The organism is Rhizobium sp. N324 (genome assembly GCF_001664485.1).
GTDB lineage: Bacteria > Pseudomonadota > Alphaproteobacteria > Rhizobiales > Rhizobiaceae > Rhizobium.
In genome coordinates this window covers 1,085,331-1,106,760 of sequence record NZ_CP013630.1, presented here as the reverse complement: position 1 = coordinate 1,106,760, position 21,430 = coordinate 1,085,331, and the positions used below count along the sequence as shown (strand labels likewise).

Sequence of the window (21,430 nt, the reverse complement as noted above, 5' to 3'; positions counted from 1 at the left end):
AACCCCATTGCCCTCCCGGCTTTCGCGGCTATTCTGCCGGCACAGAAAATCGGGAGGCTTACTGATGATCCTGCACTGCGTATTCCTGCGGCTGAAGACCGCGGTGAGTGGAGACGAGAAGCAATCGCTATTTGCGGCGATCGCCGCCCTGAAGCAGGTCATTCCCGGCATTCTGGATATCAAATACGGGCCGAACGTTTCGCCCGAGGGTTTACATGGCGGCTTCGTCGACGGGTTTGCCGTGACCTTTGAAAGCCCCGAGGCGCGCGATGCCTATCTCATCCATCCCGAGCATGTCGCCGTCGGCGAGCGCATCGTCTCGTCGACGGACGGAGGCCTGGCCGGCATCCTGGTCTTTGACCTCAATATCTAAAGCGCTCCGGACGCCTGGCCTAGCAAGACGTAGTTTCTCGCTCGAAACCCGATCTTGATAAAAGCTGCAGATTGACCGCTTGCGCAGTCATGGGAAGCAAAATCCTTTGGCAACATCTCCTCGACCGAGGACGAAACCTCATGCTCTGCCAGGACATCGAGCTTCTGAGAACGTTGGAAGGCTGCAATCTCGATTGCCTCCTTGCCGATCAGCACAAATGCAAAATGCCCCTCGTCAGCCACGTAGTTGCTCGCGGCCAGATATTCGTTCACCCGGACGGCCAATGCATCGCTGGAAGGCAATCGATTCTGGTAGGGCTGCAGCAGGCAAACCGCCTGAGCATCGAAGGACGATATCCGAGAAAACTTCGTGGCCTTGCCAAGCGGCATGTTTCCGAACGCATCTTCGTCCAAGGCACCAGCCTCGGCCAACGGCCCGCAGGCAATCGATGCCACCATCGCCAAAAACGCAATAAACCTGATGAAGCGCATTCTCGTCTCTACCTTCCGCAAAGAGACCGAATACAGCCTTGCGTTGCTTCCGGTGTCAACACGGCATATCCAAACGAGGACGGCTGTACGCAACCCCGCACTTGTGGAATGGAGGCTGGATCCGTATCGTAAAGAAGATCGCTTCCACCGATTTCGGGTTGGGCCATGAATCAGGATATCCGGCTTTTTGGCGCAATCGCGGTCCGGCCCGCCGTCCTTGCCCTTATACCCTCATTCGAAACCGCCACGGGTTTGACGGTTGCGGTCAAGTGGGAAGTCAATCCGACAGTCAAGAAGCAGATCGAAGCCGGGGAAGCTTTCGATCTCGTCATCATCAATCCGCCCATGATTCAGGACCTGACCGCCTTGGGAAAGGTCAAGGCGGGGAGCGAGGTCACCTTTGGCCGAATAGGCATGGGCGTGGCGGCCAAGGCGGGCAGCCGACCGCTAGATATCGGGTCCGTTGAAGCCTTCGTCGATACAATGAAGAGCGCCGGATCGATCGCCTACGCCAGTGACGGAACCAGCGGCGGCTACTTCTCCCGTTTGCTGGACCGCCTGGGAATAGCCGATGAGGTGAAGCCCAACCTGGTAGCCGTCCCTGGAGGGCAGACGGCGTCGGCGGTAGGCCGTGGAGTAGCCGAGCTGGCTGTCGTTCCCATAACGTCGATTCTCGCTGCCGCTGCTGACGTTATGCTTGTCGGGCGCTTTCCGGCAGAACTCCAAAGTTACATTGACTTTGCCATCGGCATCAGCGCCGATCCGCGGGACGCAAAGGCGGCCAACCGGCTGTCGGAGTTCCTGACCTCGACTGCCGTTGACGATATTCTGGCGGCAAAGGGTGTCGAACGCCGGTAGTGGCGGCGCTCGACCCGTCGCCCGCTCCTCAGCTCGATTTCGTCATGGCGGCGGCGAGCTGGTCGACATTGTAGCGGAACATCTTCTCATAGGTCGGCGCCGGTCCCTTGGCGTCGGAGAGGGACTCGACATAGAGCTCGCCGCCGGGCTCCGCACCCGTTGCCTTGGCGACCTGTTTGACCAGGCGCGGGTCGTTGGAATTCTCGAAGAAATAGGCTTTCACATGCTCGGTCTTGATCTGCTCGATCAGCTTGGCGACGTCGGCGGCCGAGGCCTCGCTTTCGGTGGAGAGGCCGAGCGGCGCCAGGAAGGTGACGTTATATTCACGGCCGAAATAGCCGAAGGCATCATGGCTGGTCAGCACCTTGCGGCGATCGTCCGCCACCTTGTCGAATTTCGCATGGGCGTAGGCGTTCAATTCGTCCAGCTTCCTGGTGTAGTTCTCGGCATTGGCCTTGAAGGCAGCGGCATCGGCGGGATCGGCCGAAGACAGCGCCTTTTCGATGTTGGCGACCCAGATCTTGACGTTGACGGGGCTGTTCCAGACATGCGGATCGGTAATCTTTTCGCCGTCCTCTTCCATGGTGCTGACATCGATGCCTTCGGAGACCGTCACCGGCTTGCCCTTATAGCCAGAGGCGGTGATCAGCCGGTCCATCCAGCCTTCCAGTCCTTCGCCGCTGACGAAGGTCACCTGAGCCGCATTCAAATTCTTGGCGTCAACAGGCGACGGCTCGAATTCATGGGGGTCGCCGTTCGGCCCGACGAGGCTCTTCACATCGACGTGGTCGCCGCCGACTTGTTTGACGACGTCGGCAAGCACGGTGAAGGAGGCCACCACCTTCAGCGTCTCGGCGGAGGCCGGCACGGCCGACAGCGCCATCAAAGCGGGGATTGCTGCGGAAAGAAGCAGTCTGTGCGGGGTCATCGAAGTCTCCTTGGGATCAGCCCTTCAGATGCGGGCGGGGAAAGAAGCGCCGGGCAATGCCCGAGGGCGCGAAGAGGATGGAGAAGGCGTAAATCACAGCCGCCGTCATGATGATCGTCGGGCCGGAGGCAAGTTCCAGATGGTAGGAGGCGATCAGCCCGAGATAGCCGGAGGCGGCGGCACTTGCAGCAGCGATCGCCATCATCACCGCCAAGCTGCGCGACCAGAGCTGGGCGATGGCCGCCGGCAGCATCATCAGGCCGACCGCCATCAGCGTGCCGAGCGCCTGGAAGCTGGCGACGAGGTTCAAGACCACCAGCAGCAGGAAGAGGAGGTGATAGACCGGCCCGCGGCCGCCGACGGCGCGCAGGAAGCCGGGATCGAAACATTCGGCGACCAGCGGCCGATAGATGAAGGCGAGGATGACGAGCGTCAGCGAGGTGATCGCGCCGATGAGATAAAGCGCCGAGGCATCGATCGCCAGGATGGTGCCGAACAGCACATGCAGCAGATCGATATTCGAGCCGCGCAGCGAGACGATCAGCACGCCGAGCGCCAGCGATGCGAGATAGAAGCTGGCAAAACTCGCATCCTCCTGCAGTACGGTCATCCGGCTGACGGCGCCCGAAAGCAGCGCCACCGACAGGCCGGCGACAAGGCCGCCGAGCCCCATCGCCGTCAGCGACAGCGAGCCGGCGACGAGATAACCGATCGCCGCCCCGGGCAGCACGGCATGGCTCATGGCGTCGCCCATCAGGCTCATGCGCCTGAGCATCAGGAAAACGCCGATCGGCCCGGAGCCCAGCCCGAGGCAAAGGCAGGCGACGAGCGCGCGGCGCATGAAGCCGAAATCGGCAAAGGGCGCGAGGAAGAGATCGTAGACCGTCATACCGCCGGCACCTGTTCGGGGCCGCAAGCCTCGGCATCCTCGTCCCAGCGCTCGGCCATGGCGCGGGCCTTCAGCAGATTGGCTGACGACATGACGTCGGCGGTCGGCCCCCATCCGACAAGTTCGCGGGCAAGCAGCAGGGTCTCGGGGAAATGCGCCCGCACGAGCTCGAAATCATGCAGTACGGCGATGACGGTGCGGCCCTCGCCATGCCAGCGGCTGACGATATCGATGAGGTCCTTGGTGGTGCGGGCATCGATTGCCGTAAACGGCTCGTCGAGCAGGATGATGCCGGCATCCTGCAGCAGCAGGCGGGCAAACAGCACACGCTGGAACTGGCCGGCCGACAGCGATCCGACATGGCGTTTTCCGAAACCCTCAAGGCCGACCGCCGACAGCGCCTCGCCTGCCCTTTTGATTTCGCCGGGCGCGATGCGGCCGAAGGCTCCTGCCGTCCTCCAGGCGCCGAGCATGACGGTGTCGATGACCGAGATCGGAAAGCGCCGGTCGATCTCGGCCGCCTGCGGGAGATAACCGAACTCCGCCCGCCCCAGCCGATGCTCGACCCTGCCCTCGGCCGGTCGAAGCTCCCCCATGATCGCCTTCAACAGCGTCGACTTCCCCGCCCCGTTCGGCCCGGCAATCGCCGTCAGGCTGCCTCTGGCAAAGGCGCCGGAGACGTGATGGATGGCAGGATGGCGGTTATAGGCGACCGTCAGATTGTCGATCCGGATCACCGGCGTCATGGCAGCAGAACCGCCCAATGGATCGCCAGCCAGAGAACGGCGACGACAAGCGTGATGCCGATCCCCCTGGAGAGAGCCGACTGTCCCAGCAGGCTGACGGAGGGGCGGTCGGGGCTCGGGGGCATTGGCTGATCCTACAATGTAATAACATTACGGTTATGTTATAACGATTGCGGCGAGATTGAGGCGGGGTTTGTGATTGTAGGATAGGGAGGTGCGGCCATTTGACAGCCGGGCGCGTCATTCCGCTCTTCGTCGCACCGGACGTGGATCCCAGGCTCGTGGGCCTGGGATGACGGACAGTGTGGAGAACCATGAGCAGGAGGCGCAGCGACGAATGCTATTCGTCACGCCGCTGGATTTGCCACAAAGCTCGCCCCACCCTCCGTCCTCCTCGGGCTTGACTCGAGGATCCACTTCGCCCTCGATCGGCACCGGGCGTGGATCCCAGGCTCGGGGGCCTGGGATGACGGAGAGTGGAGTGAGCTTTGTGGCAAACTCGCCGTTGCGTGCGCTTCACTAAGGATGCCGAAACATCATTGATGAATTTCAACGAAGTTGTAGTGTCTGGCCATGACGAGCAACATATTCTTCGCCGCAGCAGCCGTGACGTTCGTTATCGTGCTCTGGCTGATGTTTCCAGCCATCGCGAGCCGTCGCGATCCGATGAGAATGACGCCGGGCGAACACGGCTGGTACGCAAAGCGGGTTTTTCCGCTGATGCTGTTGTTTGGCGCGTTTGCCGCTATCGGAAGCCTGGCAGGGCAATGGGGATGGCCCTGACAGCCCTGGACGTCGCTGTCTTGCTCCAAAGGCCACCCCACTCTCCATCCTCCTCGGGCTTGACCCGAGGATCCGCTCCGCCCTCGATCGCCGCCGAGCGTGGATCCCAGGCTCGGAGGCCTGGGATGACGGAGAGTGGGGGTGCGTTTCTGGCAAATTCGCCGTCGGCGTTTGCCCCTCATCCGCCTGCCGGCACCTTCTCCCCGTAAACGGGGCGAAGGGCGTGTGCCGCGACCTCTCCGTTCCTCGCTGACGTCTCGCGGGGTACGTCCCCTCGCCCCGTTTTTACGGGGAGAGGGTTAGGGTGAGGGGCAGATTTATTCAAACGTTTACAGCAGTTCCAACATCGCCGCAGCACCCGAAACCGTTGCCTGGCCGGGGCTTTCCTCGACGTTCAGGGCTTTGACCACGCCGTCTTCCACCAGCATCGAATAGCGCTTGGAGCGCAGGCCGAGACCGCCGGCGGAGAGGTCGGCTTCGAGGCCGGCGGCCTTGGTGAAGGCGGCGTCCCAATCGGCGAGGAAGTGGATCTTGCCCATGCCGCCGGAGGATTGCGCCCAGGCGCCCATGACATGCCAGTCGTTGACGGATATGACGGCGATATCGTCGACACCCTTGCCGAGGATGGTGTCGCGGTTTTCGAGATAGCCCGGCAGGTGGTTCAGCGAGCAGGTGGGCGTGAAGGCGCCCGGCACCGCAAAGAGCACGACGCGCTTACCGGAGAAGAGCTGTTCGGTGGTGATTTCGACCGGGCCGTCGGCGGTCTTTTCCTTGAAGGTGGCGGCAGGAAGCTTGTCGCCGATCGCGATGGTCATGGTTTTCTCCTTGATTCCGGCTGTTGGGTTTTGGCCTTTTCAGCGGCGGGCGCCGCAGGGGTCGAGGCGACTATAGGTCCCGGTCACTCAAAGGCAAGCGTGGTCTCCATCGCCTTGCCGCCATCGATGACCAGCACACCCCAGCGTTTGCCCGATAGATCGTAATCCTTCGGCAGCTTGCCGATGGCGACATCGGTCTTGAAGGTCGCGCCATCGCGTTTGCCGCCGATCTGCTTGGTGAAGGCATAGCCGCCCGGGCCGGTGACGATGATATCGGGCGCGCCCTTTCCCCCGCCTGGCCCCTCATCAGGCAAAACCAGCGTCAGCGCCAGCGTCTTGCGATCGGGCGACATCGCATGCGCGGTCACGCCGAAATCGGCCGATGGCGGCTGCGGCAGCGTCGCATCGGCCGCCGCAAGGATCGCCTCCTCCTGTGGGTGGGACTGGATGGCCGGGCCGAGCTTCAGCTGAAAATTCGCCTGGAAGGGAATGCAGATATCCTTGCAGATGCCGATGAAGGCCACGGCGTCGATCTCGACAGGGGCCTTGCCCGCAGCATTGAGCGACAGCGGCAGCGTCACCGGCGCGTCATAGGCGATATCCTCGACCGCGCCGTTGAAGAAATGTTTCGGGACGGGATAGGCCATCGCATCGAGCGTGACGCCACTGCCCGCCGCGATGGTGAACTGGGGCGGAATGCCGCTGTTTCCGGGCTCCTTCCAATAGGTGATCCAGCCGGGTTTCGGCTCGATCTGCAGCGCGGCGCGGATTTTGCCGGCGGCATCGGGTGCCAGTGCCACGAGGCGCATGCGGCCGCCTTCGTTCTCCGCCCAGGCGCTCATTTCCGCGTGAGCCGAACAATGGGCGGCAAGGGCTGCGCCCATCGAGATGACCGCCATGAAAAGCCGGCGCGGTACTGAGGAAATAATCATCATGGAACAACGGTTTACCGAAACTGAGGTTTCGCCGCCAGAAGTCACGACGATTTAAATCTTCATTTTTGGTTGATTGATGTGTGACATTGGCCCATGTTTCTCTTGTCAAGGCCTCAATGCGGTTGGCAGCAGGAGGAACGATGTCCTTATCGACGCTGAAGAACAGACGGGAACGTGGCTTCTTCGATGGCCAGTTCCTCATCGCCATGCCCGGCATCGAGGACCGCAATTTTGCGCGCACGGTGATTTATATCTGCGCGCATTCCGATGCCGGCGCCATGGGCTTCGTCATCAACCGCCCGCAAAGCCTGACCTTCACCGATGTGCTGCTGCATCTCGACATGATCAAGCAGGAAGATCAGATCGTGCTGCCGCAGCGGGCGCGCGATTTCCCGATCCAGACCGGCGGCCCGGTGGAAAGCGGCCGCGGCTTCGTGCTGCATTCGGACGATTATTCCAGCGACTCCTCGATCCCCGTCAGCGACGACATCTGCCTTACGGCGACGCTCGACATTGTGCGCGCCATCTCCAAGGGCGATGGGCCGACGCGCGCGACGATGCTGCTCGGCTATTCTTCCTGGGGGGCCGGCCAGCTGGAAAACGAGGTCGTCAACAATGGCTGGCTCACCTGCCCGGCCAACGAGGAACTGATCTTCGATCGCAGCCTCGACGACAAATACGAGCGGGCGCTCGCCGGCATGGGCGTGACCGCCGCCATGCTTTCCAAAGAAGCCGGGCATGCTTGATAAGGCTGGCCTGATATAGCTGGAACGATTTGTGCCGGCTGACGTTTCATTTCGGCAAACATGGGCACGAGGCCCATGCTTGACGAAGGAGACATCACATATGGGTAGCACCAGCGACAAGATCTCAGGCAAGGCAAATGAAATTGCCGGCAAGACCAAGCAGGCCGTCGGCAAGGCCGCGGACAATCGCGAAATGCAGGCCAAGGGCGCCGTTCAGGAAGCCAAAGGCAAGGGCCAGGTCGCAACCGGCAAGGTCAAGGACAAGCTCAAGGGCGCCGTCGACCGGCTCTGAGCCATCCGCTCATCCGTCATGAACCATGCCTGCTGCGCCCTCGCGCGGCAGGCATTTTTAATCCGCCGCTGCTTTGCTGAGATCAAGACGATGAAGCTTTTCGCCTGCGACAACTGCGATCAGGTCGTCCACTTCGACAACCGCCATTGCGTGCGCTGCAACCATCGACTCGGCTTCCGGCCGGGCGATCTCGCCATGCATGCGCTGGAGCCGCGCGACGAGACGCTCTGGCAGCTCGTTTCCAATCCCGATCGCGACGTGCGCTTCTGCGCCAATGCCGGCCTCGACATCTGCAACTGGCTGGTCGATGGCGATAGCGACAGCGAATTCTGCGTCGCCTGCCGCCACAATCGGCTGGTTCCGAACACCGATACCCAGAACGGCATCGATCGCTGGCGGCGCATCGGCCAGGCGCAGCGTCATCTGTTCTATTCGCTGTTGCGCTGGAGGCTGCCGCATCCCGACCGGGTGCAGGATCCTCAAGGTGGCCTGGTCTTCGATTTCCTCGAGGATGCGATCGAGAGCAACGGCTATGTCGTGCCGGCCATGACCGGCCACGAGGAAGGCCTGATCACCATCCGCGCCGCAGAGGCCGACGATGCGACGCGCGAGCAGGCGCGCAGCTCGATGAACGAACCCTATCGCACCCTGCTCGGCCATTTCCGCCATGAGACCGGCCATTTCATCTGGAACAAGCTGGTGCGCGACCGCGACCGCCTTTCGGACTTCCGCGCCGTCTTCGGCGACGAACGTCAGGATTATGCGGCGGCCCTGCAAAACCACTATGCCGGCGGCGCGCCCCTGGGATGGCAGGACAATTTCATCAGCGCCTATGCGGCCTCCCACCCTTGGGAGGATTTCGCCGAATGTTTCGCCCATTACCTGCATATCGTCGACACGCTCGAAACCGCCCGCGCCTTCGGCATCGCCATCGATCCCCGCGGCCACGAGGAAATCGCCGGCGAAGTGGATTTCCTCCCCTACCGGGCAAGCAGCGCCGAACAGCTGGTCAGCGCCTGGGTGCCGCTCAGCCTGGCCATCAACGCCATCCAGCGCAGCATGGGCCAACCGGACTCCTACCCCTTCGTGCTTTCGTCACCTGTCGTGGCCAAGCTCGAATATCTGCACCGGCTGATTCAGGGGGCGGCGACGGCGGTGTAGCAGGTGGGGTGAGTTGCTGCTTGCTCCCTCTTCTCCCCAGCGGGGAGAAGGTGGCCCGAAGGGTCGGATGAGGGGGCCGCACGGCACACCATTCATTGCCCTTCGCTTGCCGCTCAGTGCCTCGCTCCTGTCGTCGCTCGCCCCCTCACCTGCCTGCCGGCATCTTCTCCCCGCTGGGGAGAAGGGGAATCGTGGCAGCATCGCGTCCCCATTCAACCGCGCGGCGGGTGCGACCCTCTCTGCTCAACCCAATACTTGATCATCATCAGCGCTGCTGCCTTGCTGAGCAACAGATCGCGCTCGTCCGCCAAATCCTGTTCGAAACGCTGACAGAGCTTTTCATAGACACCGAAAACCGCTCGTGCCTCATCCTGCCGACGATACACGCTCTCCATACGATCTATCGTCGAGCTCAATTCGATTGTCGTGGGAATAGATGACACATCCACCTCCTGGACAGAACACTCCTTAAAACGAAACCGCCTTGCCCTTCTTGAACGGCTCCATGCCCCTGCGCGCAAGTTCATCGGCGCGTTCGTTTTCCGGGTGACCGGCGTGGCCCTTGACCCAGTGTAGCGTCACCTCATGACGATCCCGGGCTTGTTCCAGGGCCTGCCATAGCTCGGCATTCTTCACCGGCTTCTTGTCTGCTGTCTTCCAGCCGTTCTTTTTCCAGCCGAAAATCCACTTGGAGATGCCGTCCTTGACGTAGGCGCTGTCGGTATAAAGATCGACCTCGCAAGGGCTTTTCAGGGCCTGCAGCGCCGAGATTGCCGCCAGCAGCTCCATGCGGTTGTTGGTCGTATCCGCCTCGCCGCCGCAAAGCTCCTTTTCGACGTCGCCATAGCGCAGCACGGCGCCCCAGCCGCCGGGGCCGGGATTGCCGGAGCAGGCGCCGTCGGTGAAGATATCGACGTGTTTCATAGGCTCAATCCGTATTCGGCGGCCGAGCCGATCTGGCGGTGGAAGCGCAGTTTGCGCAGATATTCGAGCGGGTCCTTCTTGGTGACCATGGCGCCTTCAGGCGTCGTCAGCCAGTCATAGAGCCGGGTCAGGAAGAAGCGCAGCGCCGAACCGCGCGACAGCACCGGCAAGGCGGCGATCTCTTCGCCGCTCAGGGGGCGCACGCTCTGGTAACCCTCGAGCATCGCCGTGCCCTTGGTGATGTTGTAGGCGCCGTCCTTTTCGAAGCACCAGGCATTCAGGCAGATCGAGACGTCATAGGCGAGCAGGTCGTTACAGGCGAAATAGAAATCGATCAGGCCGGAGAGCTGATCGCCGAGGAAGAAGACGTTGTCGGGGAAGAGGTCGGCATGGATGACGCCGGCCGGCAGGGTTTTCGGCCAGGCGGCGGAGAGGAAATCAAGTTCGCCGCGGATCTCGTTCTGCAGGCCGGCCTCGACCTCGCCGGCGCGCGCCTCGGATTTTTCCCAGAGCGTTTGCCAGCCGTCGATCGACAGCGCGTTCGCCCGTGTCAGTTCGAAACCGTGGCCGGCCACGTGCATCTCGGCCAGCGCCCTGCCGACTTCGCGGCAATGTTTGGCCTCCGGCTTCCGCAGCCACATGCCTTCGAGGAAGGAGATCAGTGCGGCCGGGCGGCCGGAGAGCGCGCCGAGCAGCGCGCCGTCGCGGCGCGGCAGCGGCAGCGGGCAGGACAGGCCGCGGGCCGAGAGATGCTGCATCAGGCCGAGGAAGAACGGCAGATCGGTCTTTTCCACCCGCTTCTCGTAGAGCGTCAGGATCAGCGGATCCTTGGAGGTGTGCAGCAGGAAATTGGAATTTTCGACACCTTCGGCGATGCCTTTGTAGGAGAGCAGCGTGCCCGCGTCATATTCCGTCAGGAACCATTTCAGATCGTCTTCGGCGATATCGGTATAGACTGCCAAGTGAGGTCTCGCCTTCATGCATTGCTGTTATTCGGCCGCCGGATCGACCATCCGGCGTCGATAAGGTTTCAATATGGGGATCAGCCGTTGACGAAGGCCATGTCGGCCGCCGTCAGCTCGATGCTGCGCAATTCGCGGTTGACCAGGAAATTCTCGGTTTCCTGCACCGTCTCGGCCAGCTCGACGCGGGCGTCGAAGCGGGCGCGGAAGGCCTCGATGATCTCGTTGACGATGACCTCGGGGGCGGAGGCGCCGGCGGAAAGGCCGAGCGTCGAAATCGCGCCGATCTCGTCCCAGTCGAGTTCGGCGGCGCGCTGCACGAGGATTGATTTCTTCGCCCCTGCCCTCAGCGCCACTTCGACGAGGCGCTTGGAATTGGAAGAGTTCGGCGCGCCGACGATGATGAAGAGATCGCAGCCGGGGGCCGCCTGCTTCACCACTTCCTGGCGATTGGTCGTCGCATAACAGATCGAGTCGGCGGCCGGCGCGGTCAAGTTGGGAAAACGCTGCTGCAGGCGGGCGATGACGCCGGCGGTGTCGTCGACCGACAGCGTCGTCTGGGTGACATAGCCGAGATTGTCCGGATCGGCGGGCGCATAGGCATCGGCATCCTCGATCGTCTCGATCAGCGAAACCGATCCCTCCGGCAGTTGGCCCATGGTGCCGATCACTTCGGGGTGGCCGGCATGGCCGATCAGGACGACATGGCGGCCGAGGCGATTGTGGCGCATCGCCTGCTTGTGGACCTTGGAGACCAGCGGGCAGGTGGCGTCGAGATAAAAGAGGTTGCGGCTTGCCGCATCCTCCGGCACGGATTTCGGCACGCCATGGGCGGAGAAGACCACCGGCTGGGCGCGATGCTCGGCCGGGATCTCGTCCAGCTCCTCGACGAAGACGGCGCCTTTGGCCTCGAGCCCCTCGACGACATAACGATTGTGAACGATCTCATGGCGCACATAGACCGGGGCGCCATAGGATTTCAGCGCCAGCACGACGATCTGGATGGCGCGGTCGACGCCGGCGCAGAAGCCGCGCGGCCCGCAGAGCCTGATCGTCAGGGGAGGTTTCGCTGCAATATTCATGTCTGTTCCGTCAAGAATTCTTCAGTCCTGTGCCTGTCACAGGTCCCGAGAGGGGCAATCGACCTCTAGCCCAATATAGTCGAGAATTGAAGCGATACTATTGCCGAGTCTGCTTGCCTGGCTTGCGAAACCAGGAGATGGCCACCACGGCGACAAGCACGGCGGCCAGCCCGTACCAGGTGAAAGCATATTGCAGATGGTCGTTCGGCAGATCGACCTGGGTAACGCCGCCGATCGGCAGGCCGGCCGGATTGGGGGTGGAATCGGCATCGACGAAAAACGGAATGACGCGCGCCTTCTCCAGCCCGACGCTTTCGGCCATGACGTCGAGATCCTTCCAATAGAAGATGTTCTTGGCGACGTCGTTGTCGGGCACCACCCAGGAAGGTTTGCCGGGCAGTTTTTCGCGGGCGAGACCCGTGACGGTCTGCTGATCCGTCAGTTGGCCCTGCATGCGCATTTCCGGCTCCTTGTTCTCATAGGGAACGAAGCCGCGATTGACCAGGAGCGCGCGCCCGTCGGCAAGCTCCAGGGGGGTATAGACATAGAAGCCGGTCTGGCCGCGCCAGGTGGCGAAGAAGTGGCGCTCCTTGTTGTTGATATAGCGGCCGGTGGCGGTGACCTTGCGATATTCGATATCGCCGCCGCTTGCCGCCATCGCCTCGATATCGGCGAGCGGCACGGGGGCAGCCACTTGCCGCGCCGCGATATCGGCGAGCAGGCCCTCTTTCCAATGGAGGCGTTCGACCTGCCAGGTGCCGAGCGAAATCAGGATAGCGAGGGCAATCAGCACCAGGATGCCGGTGATGACAGGCAGCCGGCGGCGCGGCAGGACAGGCTCCATTTCAGTCACTCAGGCGTCCTTCGCGGGCATTGTGGCGGTATTGCATGGCGATCAGGATGCCCTTGAACCAGCGCAGCGTCAGGAGCGACAGGACGATCGTCAGCGGCCCGAAGAGCAGGATGTGCACCCAGATCGGCGGCCCGTAATTCACCTGCAGCCACAGCACCAGGCCGATGACGATGAAGCCGACGATGAGGATGACGAAGACGGCCGGCCCGTCGCCGGAATCGGCGAAGGAATAATCGAGGCCGCAAGAAGCGCAATGCGGCTTGACCCCGAGCAGGCCGTCGAACAGCTTGCCCTGGCCGCAGCGCGGGCAGCAGCCCTTGATGCCGGTTCTGACCGGATCGACGGGGGGATAATGGGCGCTATCTTCGCTCATACCATTCCTTCTGGCCATTCCTTCTCGGCAGCCCATGCTGCCTTAACTCTCCCATAAAGTATTCGCATCCCGAATGGAAATGCCTGCGCGGTTTCGTCTCAGTGATTCGCGCCAAACAGAAGAAGAAGCTGATGACCAACGACAGCCATGCCGGACAGATCATTATTTTGAACGGTGCGCCCAGAAGCGGCAAATCCAGCATTGCCCGCGCGATCCAGGAGGAATTCGAGGGGCCGTGGATCAACCTCGGCGTCGACAGCTACAATGCCATGACGCCGAAGCGCTACCTGCCCGGCATCGGCCTCAGGCCCGGCGGCGAGCGGCCGGAACTCGAAGAGCTGGTGCCCTTCCTCTATGCGGCCCTTTACGAATCGATCGCCATCCATGCCGGATTGGGGCTCAATGTGGTCGCCGATCTCGGCCATCATGACAGCTACTCGCAGCCGCTCGGCATTCTCGGCGACTGCGCCAGGCGCCTGGACGGCTTTTCCGTGCTGTTCGTCGGCGTGCGCTGTCCGATCGGGACGATCATGCAGCGCCGGGAATTCAAGCAGGAAGGCCGCGAGACGCTGTATGTAAGAGCCACCGAGGAGGTGCCGATCCCCGAACCGGTGCAGCGCTGGCAGGACGAGGTACACCGGCCAGGCATTTATGACATGGAGGTCGATACGTCGGTGCTCACCGCACTCGAATGCGCCGAGGCAATCCGCCAGCGCCTCGATCTCGGCATTCCCGAGCCTTCTGCCTTCGAACGGATTGCGGGTGGGCGTTGATGGCCACGGAACTTAAGCAAGTGACAGAGATCGCGGATTGGCAAGCCTATCATGCCATTCGCAGGCGTGTGTTGTTCGAACTGCGCGGTCTCGACGGTTACGATGACAAGCATCCGGATGAACACGAAGCGCGCCATATACCACTCCTGCTGAGGAAGGACGGCGTTGCTCTTGGCACAGTCCGCCTCGATCTGTCGGAGGGCGCGACCGGCGTCGTGCGACTTGTCGCCATCCTGCCGGAATATCAGAGACAAGGACTCGGGCGGATTTTGATGTCCGAAGTTGAAAGACTATCGGCCAAACACGGCCTCTGCCGGCTGGATGTCCATGCCGCACCGGATGCCGTGCGTTTCTACGAAAAGCTCGGCTGGGTCATGGTCGACGCCGACAGAACTAGTCCGCTCATGACCAAGGAGATTCGATCATCCCTTGATGGCGGTGGATCTGACGACGATTCTTCGTTCCCGCGCCGATAGGCATTTGGCGATCAATGTCGCATTGCCTCTGGTAACAAATCGATGGCCTGCAAGATGGATCGCCGATGACGAAGCATGGGGCGAGTGTGCGCCTCCTGCCCATCGTGCCCCCGCCCTCCGTCCTGCTCGGGCCTGACCCGAGCATCCGGGCACGGGACTCGTTCGGTGCGAGGAGCATGGGGTATGGCCGCGCGAGACGGCAGGAGCGGTGGCAGATTTCGCCAAAAATCTCAGATTGATGTGCAGCTTCCGTCGGATGCTATCGGCCTTCTCCGTGCTTGCGGCATGGACCGTCGGGTCAAGCCCGACGATGACGGAGTGTGGGAGACACGGACAAAAAAGGCGGGCACCCGGCCCGCCTTTTCACTTGAAACTCGCTGCCGTTAGCCGGCTGCGACGGGGGCGCCCCAGCCGCCCCAGACGTAGATGCAGAAGAACAGGAACAGCCAGACGACGTCGACGAAGTGCCAGTACCAGGCGGCGGCCTCGAAGCCGAAATGCTGTTTCGGGGTGAAGTCGCCGCGCAGCGCCCGGATCAGGCAGACCAGCAGGAAAATCGTGCCGACGAGGACGTGGAAACCGTGGAAGCCGGTCGCCATGAAGAAGGTCGCGCCATAGATCGAATTCTTGAAGGCGAAGGGCGCGTGGGCATATTCATAGGCCTGGACGCTAGAGAAGAAGATGCCAAGCAGCACCGTCAGAACCAGGCCCTGGATCAGGCCCTTGCGGTCATTGTGCAGCAGCGCATGATGCGCCCAGGTGACCGTCGTGCCGGAGAGCAGCAGGATGACGGTGTTGTAGATCGGCAGGTGCCAGGGATCGAGCACCTCGATGCCCTTCGGCGGCCAGGTGCCACCGGTATAGAGCAGGCGCGAAGCCTGGATCGCCTCGTTCGGATAGAGGCTGGCGTCGAAATAGGCCCAGAACCAGGCGACGAAGAACATCACTTCCGAAGCGATGAACATGATCATGCCGTAGCGCAGATGCAGCGAGACGACTCGGGTGTGGGCGCCCTCATGGGCTTCCTTCACCGTATCGGCCCACCAGCCGTACATGACGTAGAGAACCAGCGCGAAGCCGATATAGAAGAGCCAGGGATTGGCGAGTTCGGCGCCGGCGACCTTGAACGAGCCGCCGTTCAGGTAACGCATGTAGCAGACGCCGCCGATCGCCATGATGAAGGCGCCGAGCGAGGCGAGAATCGGCCACGGGCTCGGATCGATGATGTGATAGTCGTGATTCTTCTGATGAGCATCGGCCATGTAGCTATCCCCGGATGTCTTCCTTCACTCCGCTCCCGGCATAGCCGGAAACGAGCCTTGATCAAAGTTTCTTTTCACTCTTTACCGCTCCACCCTCATTCGAAGCCAGCGGCTTCGGACCCTCTTTCGGGTAGAACGTATATGACAGCGTGACCGTATGGATGTTCTTGGATTCCACGGCCTTGACGATTTCCGGATCGATGTAGAACACCACCGGCATGTCGAGCTTTTCGCCCGGCTTCAGGTCCGTTTCCGTAAAGCAGAAACATTGCACCTTGTTGAAATAGACGCCCGCTTCACCCGGCGTGACGTTGAAAACCGCCTGGCCGCGCTGCGTCTCGTTCGAGCGATTCTCGGCGGTGAAATTGACCTGGATCGTCTCGCCGATCTTCGGATTGACCTCGCGCTCGACCGGCTTGAAATCCCATTGCAGGCCGGGTGCGACATTGGCGTCGAAGGTCACGCGCATCGTCCGGTCGAGCACGACGCTCGACACCTGGTCGACGCGCTGCGTCGTGCCGTTATAGCCGGTGACCTGGCAGAAGATCCGGTAGAGCGGCACGGCGGCGTAGCTCATCGCGCCCATGCCGAAGACGAAGCTCAGGCACATCATCACGACGGCGCCGTTGTTGCGGCCCGGCTTTTTCGGTGCGGCGGGCTTTTCGCTCATCCGGCCATTCCCCCGCCGATCTTCACGATGGTGATCGCGTAAAAAAGAATGACGAGGCCGGCAAGCACCAGGCCCAGTGCGATATTGCGGTTGCGGCGCGACTTGAGCTGCTTTTCCGTGAGCTTGACGAGATCCATCAGAACCAACCTCCCGCATGCGAAACCAGCACCGAGGTCAGCCGGTCGATCATCAAGGCGGAGAACACGGCGAAGAGGTAGAAGATCGAGAAGCCGAAGAGCTTCTTCGCCGGGAGCATCTTCAGATCGCCGTCGGGCATGCGCCAGACGGCGATGGAACAGTAGATGAAGATTGCGCCAAGCGCGGCGGCCACCAGGCCGTAGCCGAAGCTGGCGAAACCAAGGAAGGAGGGCAACACCGCGCAAACGGCGGTCAGCACAGCATAGGCGACGATCTGATGCTTGGTCACCCGCTCGCCGGAAACGTTCGGCAGCATCGGCACGCCGACGGCCTCGTAATCGCGCATCTTGAAGAGGGCCAGCGCCCAGAAATGCGCCGGCGTCCACAGGAAGATGATCAGGAAGAGCACGGTGCTTTCGATCGTCACGCTGTTGGTCACGCAGGCCCAGCCGATCATCGGCGGGAAAGCGCCGGCGGCTCCGCCGATGACGATGTTCTGCGGCGTCGAGCGCTTCAGCCACATGGTGTAGACGACGGCGTAGAAGAAGATGGTGAAGGCGAGGATGCCGGCCGAGAGCCAGTTGACGGCAAGGCCGAGGATGACGACCGAGAAGCCCGACAGCACCAGGCCGAAGGCCAGCGCCTCGGAGGGCGCGATGCGGCCGGCCGGGATCGGACGCTTGGCGGTGCGGCTCATGATGGCGTCGATATCGGCGTCATACCACATGTTGAGCGCGCCGGAGGCGCCGGCGCCGACGGCGATACAGAGAATGGCGATCAGGCCGAGGACCGGATGGATGTGGCCCGGCGCCAGCACCAGGCCGGCAAAGGCAGTGAAGACCACGAGCGACATCACCCGCGGCTTCAGCAATTCGAAATAATCGCGCGCACTCGCTTCCGACAATTCGCCGTCCTTTGCAAGCACCCCGTGATTGTCGATAACCGTCATCATTCCGTCCCGAATGTCAGAATATCAGGACGCCGCAGTCGATACGGCGTCCTGACACCCGCGCAATTACTTGATGCGCGGAAGCTGTTCCCACTGGTGATAGGGCGGCGGCGAAGGCAGCTGCCATTCGAGCGTCGTTGCACCCTCACCCCACGGATTGTCGCCGGCGAGCCGCTTCTTGGCCAAGGCTTCGAAGACGCCGAAGAGGAAGATCAGCACACCGAAGGCCGAGATGTAGGAGCCGATCGAGGACACATAGTTCCAGCCGGCAAAGGCATCCGGATAATCGATGTAGCGGCGCGGCATGCCGGCGAGGCCGAGGAAATGCTGCGGGAAGAACACCAGGTTGACGCCGATGAACATCACCCAGAAATGCAGCTTGCCGACAAACTCGTTGTACATGTAGCCGGTCATCTTCGGGAACCAGTAGTACCAGCCGGCGAAGATCGCGAAGACGGCGCCGAGCGACAGAACGTAGTGGAAGTGGGCCACGACGTAATAGGTGTCATGCAGCGAGCGGTCGAGACCGGCATTGGCGAGCTGGACGCCGGTGACGCCGCCGACCGTGAACAGGAAGATGAAGCCGATCGCCCAGAGCATCGGCGTGCGGAACGAGATCGAGCCGCCCCACATCGTCGCGATCCAGGAGAAGATCTTCACACCCGTCGGAACGGCGATGACCATCGTCGCGAAGACGAAGTAGCGCTGCGCGTCGAGCGACAGGCCGACCGTGTACATGTGGTGGGCCCAGACGACGAAGCCGACAGCGCCGATCGCGACCATGGCGTAGGCCATGCCGAGGTAGCCGAAGATCGGCTTCTTCGAGAAGGTCGAGATGATGTGGCTGACCATGCCGAAGCCCGGCAGGATGAGGATGTAAACCTCGGGGTGACCGAAGAACCAGAACAGGTGCTGGTAGAGGATCGGGTCGCCGCCACCTTCCGGCGAGAAGAACGAGGTGCCGAAGTTGCGGTCGGTGAGCAGCATGGTGATGCCACCTGCCAGAACCGGCAGCGACAGCAGAAGCAGGAAGGCGGTGATCAGCACGGACCAGGCAAACAGCGGCATTTTGTGCAGCGTCATGCCGGGAGCGCGCATGTTGAGGATCGTGGTGATGAAGTTGATCGCACCGAGGATCGACGAGGCGCCGGCAATGTGCAGCGCGAAGATCGCCAGATCGACCGCCGGTCCGGGCGTGCCGCTTGTCGCCAGCGGCGGATACATCGTCCAGCCGCCGCCGGTGCCGTAGGCGCCTGCCGGGCCTTCGACGAACATCGACAGAAGCAGCAGCGCGAAGGCCGGAACGATCAGCCAGAAGGAAATGTTGTTCAGGCGCGGGAAGGCCATGTCGGGCGCGCCGATCATGATCGGCACCATCCAGTTGGCAAAGCCGCCGATCATCGCCGGCATGACCATGAAGAAGATCATGATCAACGCGTGCGCGGTGGTGAACATGTTGAACATCTGCTTGGCGCCGTCGATCGCGGCATCGCCCTCATAGCCATAGACCATCGAGGCCAGGCCGTGGAAGATCTGGATGCCAGGCTCCTGCAGCTCCATGCGCATCGCCACCGACAGCGCGCCGCCGATGATGCCGGCGATGATCGCGAAGATCAGGTAGAGCGTGCCGATGTCCTTGTGGTTGGTCGAAAACAGCCAGCGATTGACAAAGCTCGGCTTGTGCCCGTGCCCGTGATCGTGGTCATGATCATGGGCGTGGTCATCATGGGCATGACCGTGAGAATGATCGTCGTGAGCGGAAGGTCCAGCCATTGTCCCGATCCCCTTAATTACTGTGCTTCGGCGACGTCGAGGGTCTTTGCGGGACCGTCGGTTGCAGCCATGAGTGTCTTGTAGGCGCCGGGCAAGTCGCTGGCGGCCGTCGTCAGCCACTGCTTGTACTTGTCCTCGGAGACGACGCGGATGGCGATCGGCATGAACGCATGGTCCTTGCCGCAGAGCTCGGAACACTGGCCATAGAACAGGCCTTCGCGCTCGGCCCTGAACCAGGTCTCGTTCAGGCGGCCCGGCACGGCGTCGATCTTGACGCCGAAGGACGGCATGGCGAAAGCGTGGATGACGTCGGTCGGGGCAGAGGTCACGAGAACGCGGACCGTCTTGTTGACCGGCAGCACCAGTTCGTTGTCGACGGCCAGAAGCCTGGGATAAACCGACTTGTCTTCCTTGCCGGCGGCAGCGCGGTCCTGATCCTTCAAGAGATAGCTGTCGAAAGCCAGCGGGCTGTCGCCCGAACCTTCATATTCATAGTTCCACTGCCACTGGGTGGCGGTCGCCTTGATCGTCACATCGGGGTTTTCGGGCAGCGTCAGCTGCGCCGTCAGCAGGTTGAACGAAGGAATGGCGAGAAGAAGCAGCACCAGGACCGGCCCCACGGTCCAGGCAATCTCGATCATAGTGTTGTGGCTCGTCCTCGAGGGGACCGGGTTCGCGCTGGCGCGGAACTTGACGCAGACGACGATGAGCAGGACCAGAACGAAGAGCGTGATCGGAACGATAAACCACAGGGTATATTGTTCGAACCAGTGGATTTCCCGCATGATCGGCGTTGCCGCCGGCTGCAGCGTCGCCTGCCACGGCATTGGCTGGTCGGCATATGTGCCGGAAGCAAAAAGCAGACAGACCAGCGTGGTCAGGGCTGCATAAGCCTTCTTCATCACCTTATTATCTCCCTCGAGCGCTTGACCTGCAGAATAGAACGCAGAATCCTTGCCATCTTCAGCGCTTCAAACCACAGTTTGGCATTTGCCGCAACAGGTCAGAGCAATTGTCTATGCGGCATTTTTGCTGAAAGCATAGGCAGGCCGGAAGGGCAAAACATCCCAAGTTTTTCATCAGCATATGAAAAATCGGCTTTCCGGCCAATCCGCGCGCCGCACATTCTTGCCGAAAGGTCCAATTTCCGCCGCAGTCCCCCGGTTTTCACGGGGTGGGGCTTTTCATTTTTGGTGGGCAGCTTCAACAATAGCCGCAATGATTCGATATCCAGAGGTTTCCATGGGTTTCCGTTCCCTCGCGCAGGCGCTTCTCGTGACTGCCAGCATCGCGGCCGCAGCGACGACGCCCGTTTTCGCACAGCAGCAACCGGCGCCGGCGCAGGCCAAGCCGCCGGCTGCGGCCCCTGCTCCCGCTCCGAGCGCGACGCCGCAGCAGCCGAACGCGGCCAATCCGAATATCCAGGTGTCACCCGGCCAGACCCAGCCGCAGGCACCGGGCACGGTGAAATCCAATCACGGCGCATGGTCGGTCGTCTGCGACAAGCCGGCAGGGGCTTCGACCGAACAATGCGCGCTGATGCAGAACGTCATCGCCGAGGATCGGCCCGAGGTCGGGCTTTCCGTCGTCGTGCTGAAGACCGCCGACCGCAAGTCGAAGATCCTGCGGGTGCTGGCACCGCTCGGCGTGCTCCTGCCGAATGGCCTCGGCCTCAATGTCGATGGCAAGGATATCGGCCGCGCCTATTTCGTGCGCTGCTTCGCCGATGGCTGTTATGCCGAGGTGGTGCTCGAGGACGAATTGCTGAAGACCTTCCGCAGCGGCGCCCAGGCAACCTTCATCGTCTTCCAGACCCCCGAAGAAGGCATCGGCATCCCCGTCGACCTCAAGGGCTTCGCCGAAGGTTTCGACGCGCTGCCGTAAGGGCAGCTGGCGGCCTGCCGCGGGTCCGCCCCTCATCCGCCTGCCGGCACCTTCTCCCCGCTTGCGGGGCGAAGGGGATTGTCGCGACCCCTCCGTCCCTCGCATACCTCTCGCAGGGCACGTCCCCTCGCCCCGTTTACGGGGAGAGGGTTAGGGTGAGGGGCAGCATCCGCACGAACCGGACGGTGTCGCACGAGGCCAAGATAACCTCTCCCACAAAGAAAATTCGACAGCAGGGCTTCACTCCTTATCATTGGGAGCCCTATCTAGATGCGTAAGCGCATTTCCGCACGC

At 62.0% G+C, this 21,430-nt stretch carries 28 protein-coding genes; 9 read left to right on the top strand and 19 right to left on the bottom strand.

The features are described from left to right. Nucleotides 1-64 precede the first annotated feature (64 nt). Entirely contained in the window at nt 65-373 is a 309-nt protein-coding gene (locus AMK05_RS05250) for a Dabb family protein (RefSeq protein WP_064837156.1), read from the top strand. On the opposite strand, the gene AMK05_RS05245 is transcribed toward AMK05_RS05250, so the two are convergent. Next, nucleotides 370-864, bottom strand: a complete 495-nt coding sequence (locus AMK05_RS05245) for a hypothetical protein (protein WP_064837154.1) — start codon at nt 862-864, stop codon at nt 370-372. The two genes, AMK05_RS05250 and AMK05_RS05245, sit on opposite strands and share 4 nt — an antisense overlap. A gap of 165 nt (nt 865-1,029) precedes the next feature. Here AMK05_RS05245 and AMK05_RS05240 point away from each other — a divergent pair, with 165 nt between their 5' ends. After that, on the top strand, nt 1,030-1,722 hold the full coding sequence (locus tag AMK05_RS05240) for a substrate-binding domain-containing protein (RefSeq protein ID WP_064837152.1): 693 nt from the start codon (nt 1,030-1,032) through the stop codon (nt 1,720-1,722). Between the two features lie 28 nt (nt 1,723-1,750). Here AMK05_RS05240 and AMK05_RS05235 read toward each other — a convergent pair whose 3' ends face one another. Genes AMK05_RS05235 through AMK05_RS35945 form a run of 4 tightly spaced genes read right to left on the bottom strand, consistent with a single transcriptional unit; the run spans nt 1,751 to nt 4,410 of the window. Further along, nucleotides 1,751-2,650, bottom strand: a complete 900-nt coding sequence (locus AMK05_RS05235) for a metal ABC transporter solute-binding protein, Zn/Mn family (protein ID WP_064837150.1) — start codon at nt 2,648-2,650, stop codon at nt 1,751-1,753. 16 nt (nt 2,651-2,666) lie between these two features. Next, nucleotides 2,667-3,539 (bottom strand): metal ABC transporter permease, encoded by an 873-nt coding sequence (locus AMK05_RS05230; protein WP_064837148.1) that lies wholly within the window; start codon nt 3,537-3,539, stop codon nt 2,667-2,669. Further along, nucleotides 3,536-4,285 (bottom strand): metal ABC transporter ATP-binding protein, encoded by a 750-nt coding sequence (locus tag AMK05_RS05225; RefSeq protein WP_064837146.1) that lies wholly within the window; start codon nt 4,283-4,285, stop codon nt 3,536-3,538. Before AMK05_RS05225 ends, AMK05_RS05230 begins: the two co-directional genes overlap by 4 nt. After that, entirely contained in the window at nt 4,282-4,410 is a 129-nt protein-coding gene (locus tag AMK05_RS35945; RefSeq protein WP_257784955.1) for a hypothetical protein, read from the bottom strand. Before AMK05_RS35945 ends, AMK05_RS05225 begins: the two co-directional genes overlap by 4 nt. Nucleotides 4,411-4,858: 448 nt before the next feature. Here AMK05_RS35945 and AMK05_RS05220 point away from each other — a divergent pair, with 448 nt between their 5' ends. After that, the gene (locus AMK05_RS05220; protein ID WP_064837144.1) at nt 4,859-5,068 is read left to right on the top strand and encodes a hypothetical protein; all 210 of its coding nucleotides are present in this window, start codon (nt 4,859-4,861) and stop codon (nt 5,066-5,068) included. 329 nt (nt 5,069-5,397) lie between these two features. Here AMK05_RS05220 and AMK05_RS05215 read toward each other — a convergent pair whose 3' ends face one another. Both AMK05_RS05215 and AMK05_RS05210 read right to left on the bottom strand, forming a co-directional pair. Further along, nucleotides 5,398-5,883 carry a peroxiredoxin gene (locus tag AMK05_RS05215; protein WP_049730843.1) on the bottom strand — a complete coding sequence of 162 codons (486 nt, stop codon included), beginning with the start codon at nt 5,881-5,883 and terminating at the stop codon, nt 5,398-5,400. 83 nt (nt 5,884-5,966) lie between these two features. Further along, nucleotides 5,967-6,818 (bottom strand): protein-disulfide reductase DsbD domain-containing protein, encoded by an 852-nt coding sequence (locus tag AMK05_RS05210; protein ID WP_064837142.1) that lies wholly within the window; start codon nt 6,816-6,818, stop codon nt 5,967-5,969. A 140-nt stretch (nt 6,819-6,958) separates the two neighbouring features. Here AMK05_RS05210 and AMK05_RS05205 point away from each other — a divergent pair, with 140 nt between their 5' ends. The 3 genes from AMK05_RS05205 to AMK05_RS05195 all read left to right on the top strand — a co-directional run bounded on the left by AMK05_RS05205 (nt 6,959) and on the right by AMK05_RS05195 (nt 9,017). Further along, nucleotides 6,959-7,564: a YqgE/AlgH family protein gene (locus AMK05_RS05205; RefSeq protein WP_064837140.1), complete on the top strand. Its 606-nt coding sequence runs from the start codon at nt 6,959-6,961 to the stop codon at nt 7,562-7,564. A gap of 100 nt (nt 7,565-7,664) precedes the next feature. Then, nucleotides 7,665-7,856, top strand: a complete 192-nt coding sequence (locus AMK05_RS05200; protein WP_003569831.1) for a CsbD family protein — start codon at nt 7,665-7,667, stop codon at nt 7,854-7,856. 90 nt (nt 7,857-7,946) lie between these two features. Next, nucleotides 7,947-9,017: a zinc-binding metallopeptidase family protein gene (locus tag AMK05_RS05195; protein ID WP_064841282.1), complete on the top strand. Its 1,071-nt coding sequence runs from the start codon at nt 7,947-7,949 to the stop codon at nt 9,015-9,017. 212 nt (nt 9,018-9,229) lie between these two features. Here the strand turns inward: AMK05_RS05195 and AMK05_RS05190 are convergent, their stop codons facing one another. The 6 genes from AMK05_RS05190 to AMK05_RS05165 form a co-directional block, all read right to left on the bottom strand. Next, nucleotides 9,230-9,460 (bottom strand): hypothetical protein, encoded by a 231-nt coding sequence (locus AMK05_RS05190; RefSeq protein ID WP_143535808.1) that lies wholly within the window; start codon nt 9,458-9,460, stop codon nt 9,230-9,232. Between the two features lie 25 nt (nt 9,461-9,485). Beyond that, the gene (gene rnhA / locus AMK05_RS05185) at nt 9,486-9,941 is read right to left on the bottom strand and encodes a ribonuclease HI (protein ID WP_064837138.1); all 456 of its coding nucleotides are present in this window, start codon (nt 9,939-9,941) and stop codon (nt 9,486-9,488) included. Next, nucleotides 9,938-10,903 carry a homoserine kinase gene (locus AMK05_RS05180; RefSeq protein ID WP_064837135.1) on the bottom strand — a complete coding sequence of 322 codons (966 nt, stop codon included), beginning with the start codon at nt 10,901-10,903 and terminating at the stop codon, nt 9,938-9,940. Before AMK05_RS05180 ends, rnhA begins: the two co-directional genes overlap by 4 nt. Before the next feature lie 80 nt (nt 10,904-10,983). Beyond that, entirely contained in the window at nt 10,984-11,985 is a 1,002-nt protein-coding gene (gene ispH, locus AMK05_RS05175; RefSeq protein ID WP_004673008.1) for a 4-hydroxy-3-methylbut-2-enyl diphosphate reductase, read from the bottom strand. A 97-nt stretch (nt 11,986-12,082) separates the two neighbouring features. Further along, nucleotides 12,083-12,829 (bottom strand): SURF1 family protein, encoded by a 747-nt coding sequence (locus AMK05_RS05170; protein ID WP_442966260.1) that lies wholly within the window; start codon nt 12,827-12,829, stop codon nt 12,083-12,085. Between the two features lies 1 nt (nt 12,830). Then, nucleotides 12,831-13,211: a DUF983 domain-containing protein gene (locus tag AMK05_RS05165; RefSeq protein ID WP_064837131.1), complete on the bottom strand. Its 381-nt coding sequence runs from the start codon at nt 13,209-13,211 to the stop codon at nt 12,831-12,833. A 131-nt stretch (nt 13,212-13,342) separates the two neighbouring features. On the opposite strand from AMK05_RS05165, the gene AMK05_RS05160 reads away from it, so the two are divergent. After that, nucleotides 13,343-13,984: a chloramphenicol phosphotransferase CPT family protein gene (locus AMK05_RS05160; protein ID WP_064841281.1), complete on the top strand. Its 642-nt coding sequence runs from the start codon at nt 13,343-13,345 to the stop codon at nt 13,982-13,984. Nucleotides 13,985-14,004: 20 nt separating this feature from the next. Then, nucleotides 14,005-14,460, top strand: a complete 456-nt coding sequence (locus AMK05_RS05155) for a GNAT family N-acetyltransferase (RefSeq protein ID WP_237352171.1) — start codon at nt 14,005-14,007, stop codon at nt 14,458-14,460. A 383-nt stretch (nt 14,461-14,843) separates the two neighbouring features. Here the strand turns inward: AMK05_RS05155 and AMK05_RS05150 are convergent, their stop codons facing one another. From AMK05_RS05150 to coxB, 6 genes are all read right to left on the bottom strand, one after another. After that, nucleotides 14,844-15,722: a cytochrome c oxidase subunit 3 gene (locus tag AMK05_RS05150; RefSeq protein ID WP_064837125.1), complete on the bottom strand. Its 879-nt coding sequence runs from the start codon at nt 15,720-15,722 to the stop codon at nt 14,844-14,846. 61 nt (nt 15,723-15,783) lie between these two features. Then, a complete protein-coding gene (locus AMK05_RS05145) occupies nt 15,784-16,392 on the bottom strand; it encodes a cytochrome c oxidase assembly protein (protein ID WP_064837123.1) in 609 nt (202 codons plus the stop codon). Further along, nucleotides 16,389-16,529, bottom strand: a complete 141-nt coding sequence (locus tag AMK05_RS35105) for a hypothetical protein (RefSeq protein ID WP_094447732.1) — start codon at nt 16,527-16,529, stop codon at nt 16,389-16,391. The genes AMK05_RS05145 and AMK05_RS35105 overlap by 4 nt, the downstream gene beginning before the upstream one ends. Next, a complete protein-coding gene (locus AMK05_RS05140; RefSeq protein ID WP_064841280.1) occupies nt 16,529-17,479 on the bottom strand; it encodes a heme o synthase in 951 nt (316 codons plus the stop codon). Before AMK05_RS05140 ends, AMK05_RS35105 begins: the two co-directional genes overlap by 1 nt. A gap of 66 nt (nt 17,480-17,545) precedes the next feature. Continuing rightward, a complete protein-coding gene (ctaD, locus tag AMK05_RS05135; protein ID WP_064837121.1) occupies nt 17,546-19,252 on the bottom strand; it encodes a cytochrome c oxidase subunit I in 1,707 nt (568 codons plus the stop codon). A 17-nt stretch (nt 19,253-19,269) separates the two neighbouring features. Then, nucleotides 19,270-20,154, bottom strand: a complete 885-nt coding sequence (gene coxB / locus AMK05_RS05130) for a cytochrome c oxidase subunit II (RefSeq protein WP_064837119.1) — start codon at nt 20,152-20,154, stop codon at nt 19,270-19,272. Between the two features lie 316 nt (nt 20,155-20,470). On the opposite strand from coxB, the gene AMK05_RS05125 reads away from it, so the two are divergent. Next, nucleotides 20,471-21,136, top strand: a complete 666-nt coding sequence (locus tag AMK05_RS05125) for an invasion associated locus B family protein (protein WP_171899750.1) — start codon at nt 20,471-20,473, stop codon at nt 21,134-21,136. Nucleotides 21,137-21,430: the final 294 nt, after the last annotated feature.

Coding starts and splice junctions, on each gene's coding strand:
- coxB (WP_064837119.1), bottom strand. CDS start 20,154: ATGAAGAAGGCTTATGCAGCCCTGACCACGCTGGTCTGTCTGCTTTTT.
- AMK05_RS05230 (WP_064837148.1), bottom strand. CDS start 3,539: ATGACGGTCTACGATCTCTTCCTCGCGCCCTTTGCCGATTTCGGCTTC.
- ispH (WP_004673008.1), bottom strand. CDS start 11,985: ATGAATATTGCAGCGAAACCTCCCCTGACGATCAGGCTCTGCGGGCCG.
- AMK05_RS05165 (WP_064837131.1), bottom strand. CDS start 13,211: ATGAGCGAAGATAGCGCCCATTATCCCCCCGTCGATCCGGTCAGAACC.
- AMK05_RS05220 (WP_064837144.1), top strand. CDS start 4,859: ATGACGAGCAACATATTCTTCGCCGCAGCAGCCGTGACGTTCGTTATC.
- ctaD (WP_064837121.1), bottom strand. CDS start 19,252: ATGGCTGGACCTTCCGCTCACGACGATCATTCTCACGGTCATGCCCAT.
- AMK05_RS05225 (WP_064837146.1), bottom strand. CDS start 4,285: ATGACGCCGGTGATCCGGATCGACAATCTGACGGTCGCCTATAACCGC.
- AMK05_RS05210 (WP_064837142.1), bottom strand. CDS start 6,818: ATGATGATTATTTCCTCAGTACCGCGCCGGCTTTTCATGGCGGTCATC.
- rnhA (WP_064837138.1), bottom strand. CDS start 9,941: ATGAAACACGTCGATATCTTCACCGACGGCGCCTGCTCCGGCAATCCC.
- AMK05_RS05140 (WP_064841280.1), bottom strand. CDS start 17,479: ATGACGGTTATCGACAATCACGGGGTGCTTGCAAAGGACGGCGAATTG.
- AMK05_RS05235 (WP_064837150.1), bottom strand. CDS start 2,650: ATGACCCCGCACAGACTGCTTCTTTCCGCAGCAATCCCCGCTTTGATG.
- AMK05_RS05200 (WP_003569831.1), top strand. CDS start 7,665: ATGGGTAGCACCAGCGACAAGATCTCAGGCAAGGCAAATGAAATTGCC.
- AMK05_RS05160 (WP_064841281.1), top strand. CDS start 13,343: ATGACCAACGACAGCCATGCCGGACAGATCATTATTTTGAACGGTGCG.
- AMK05_RS05205 (WP_064837140.1), top strand. CDS start 6,959: ATGTCCTTATCGACGCTGAAGAACAGACGGGAACGTGGCTTCTTCGAT.
- AMK05_RS05215 (WP_049730843.1), bottom strand. CDS start 5,883: ATGACCATCGCGATCGGCGACAAGCTTCCTGCCGCCACCTTCAAGGAA.
- AMK05_RS35105 (WP_094447732.1), bottom strand. CDS start 16,529: ATGGATCTCGTCAAGCTCACGGAAAAGCAGCTCAAGTCGCGCCGCAAC.
- AMK05_RS05170 (WP_442966260.1), bottom strand. CDS start 12,829: ATGGAGCCTGTCCTGCCGCGCCGCCGGCTGCCTGTCATCACCGGCATC.
- AMK05_RS35945 (WP_257784955.1), bottom strand. CDS start 4,410: ATGCCCCCGAGCCCCGACCGCCCCTCCGTCAGCCTGCTGGGACAGTCG.
- AMK05_RS05195 (WP_064841282.1), top strand. CDS start 7,947: ATGAAGCTTTTCGCCTGCGACAACTGCGATCAGGTCGTCCACTTCGAC.
- AMK05_RS05150 (WP_064837125.1), bottom strand. CDS start 15,722: ATGGCCGATGCTCATCAGAAGAATCACGACTATCACATCATCGATCCG.
- AMK05_RS05125 (WP_171899750.1), top strand. CDS start 20,471: ATGATTCGATATCCAGAGGTTTCCATGGGTTTCCGTTCCCTCGCGCAG.
- AMK05_RS05240 (WP_064837152.1), top strand. CDS start 1,030: ATGAATCAGGATATCCGGCTTTTTGGCGCAATCGCGGTCCGGCCCGCC.
- AMK05_RS05145 (WP_064837123.1), bottom strand. CDS start 16,392: ATGAGCGAAAAGCCCGCCGCACCGAAAAAGCCGGGCCGCAACAACGGC.
- AMK05_RS05245 (WP_064837154.1), bottom strand. CDS start 864: ATGCGCTTCATCAGGTTTATTGCGTTTTTGGCGATGGTGGCATCGATT.
- AMK05_RS05250 (WP_064837156.1), top strand. CDS start 65: ATGATCCTGCACTGCGTATTCCTGCGGCTGAAGACCGCGGTGAGTGGA.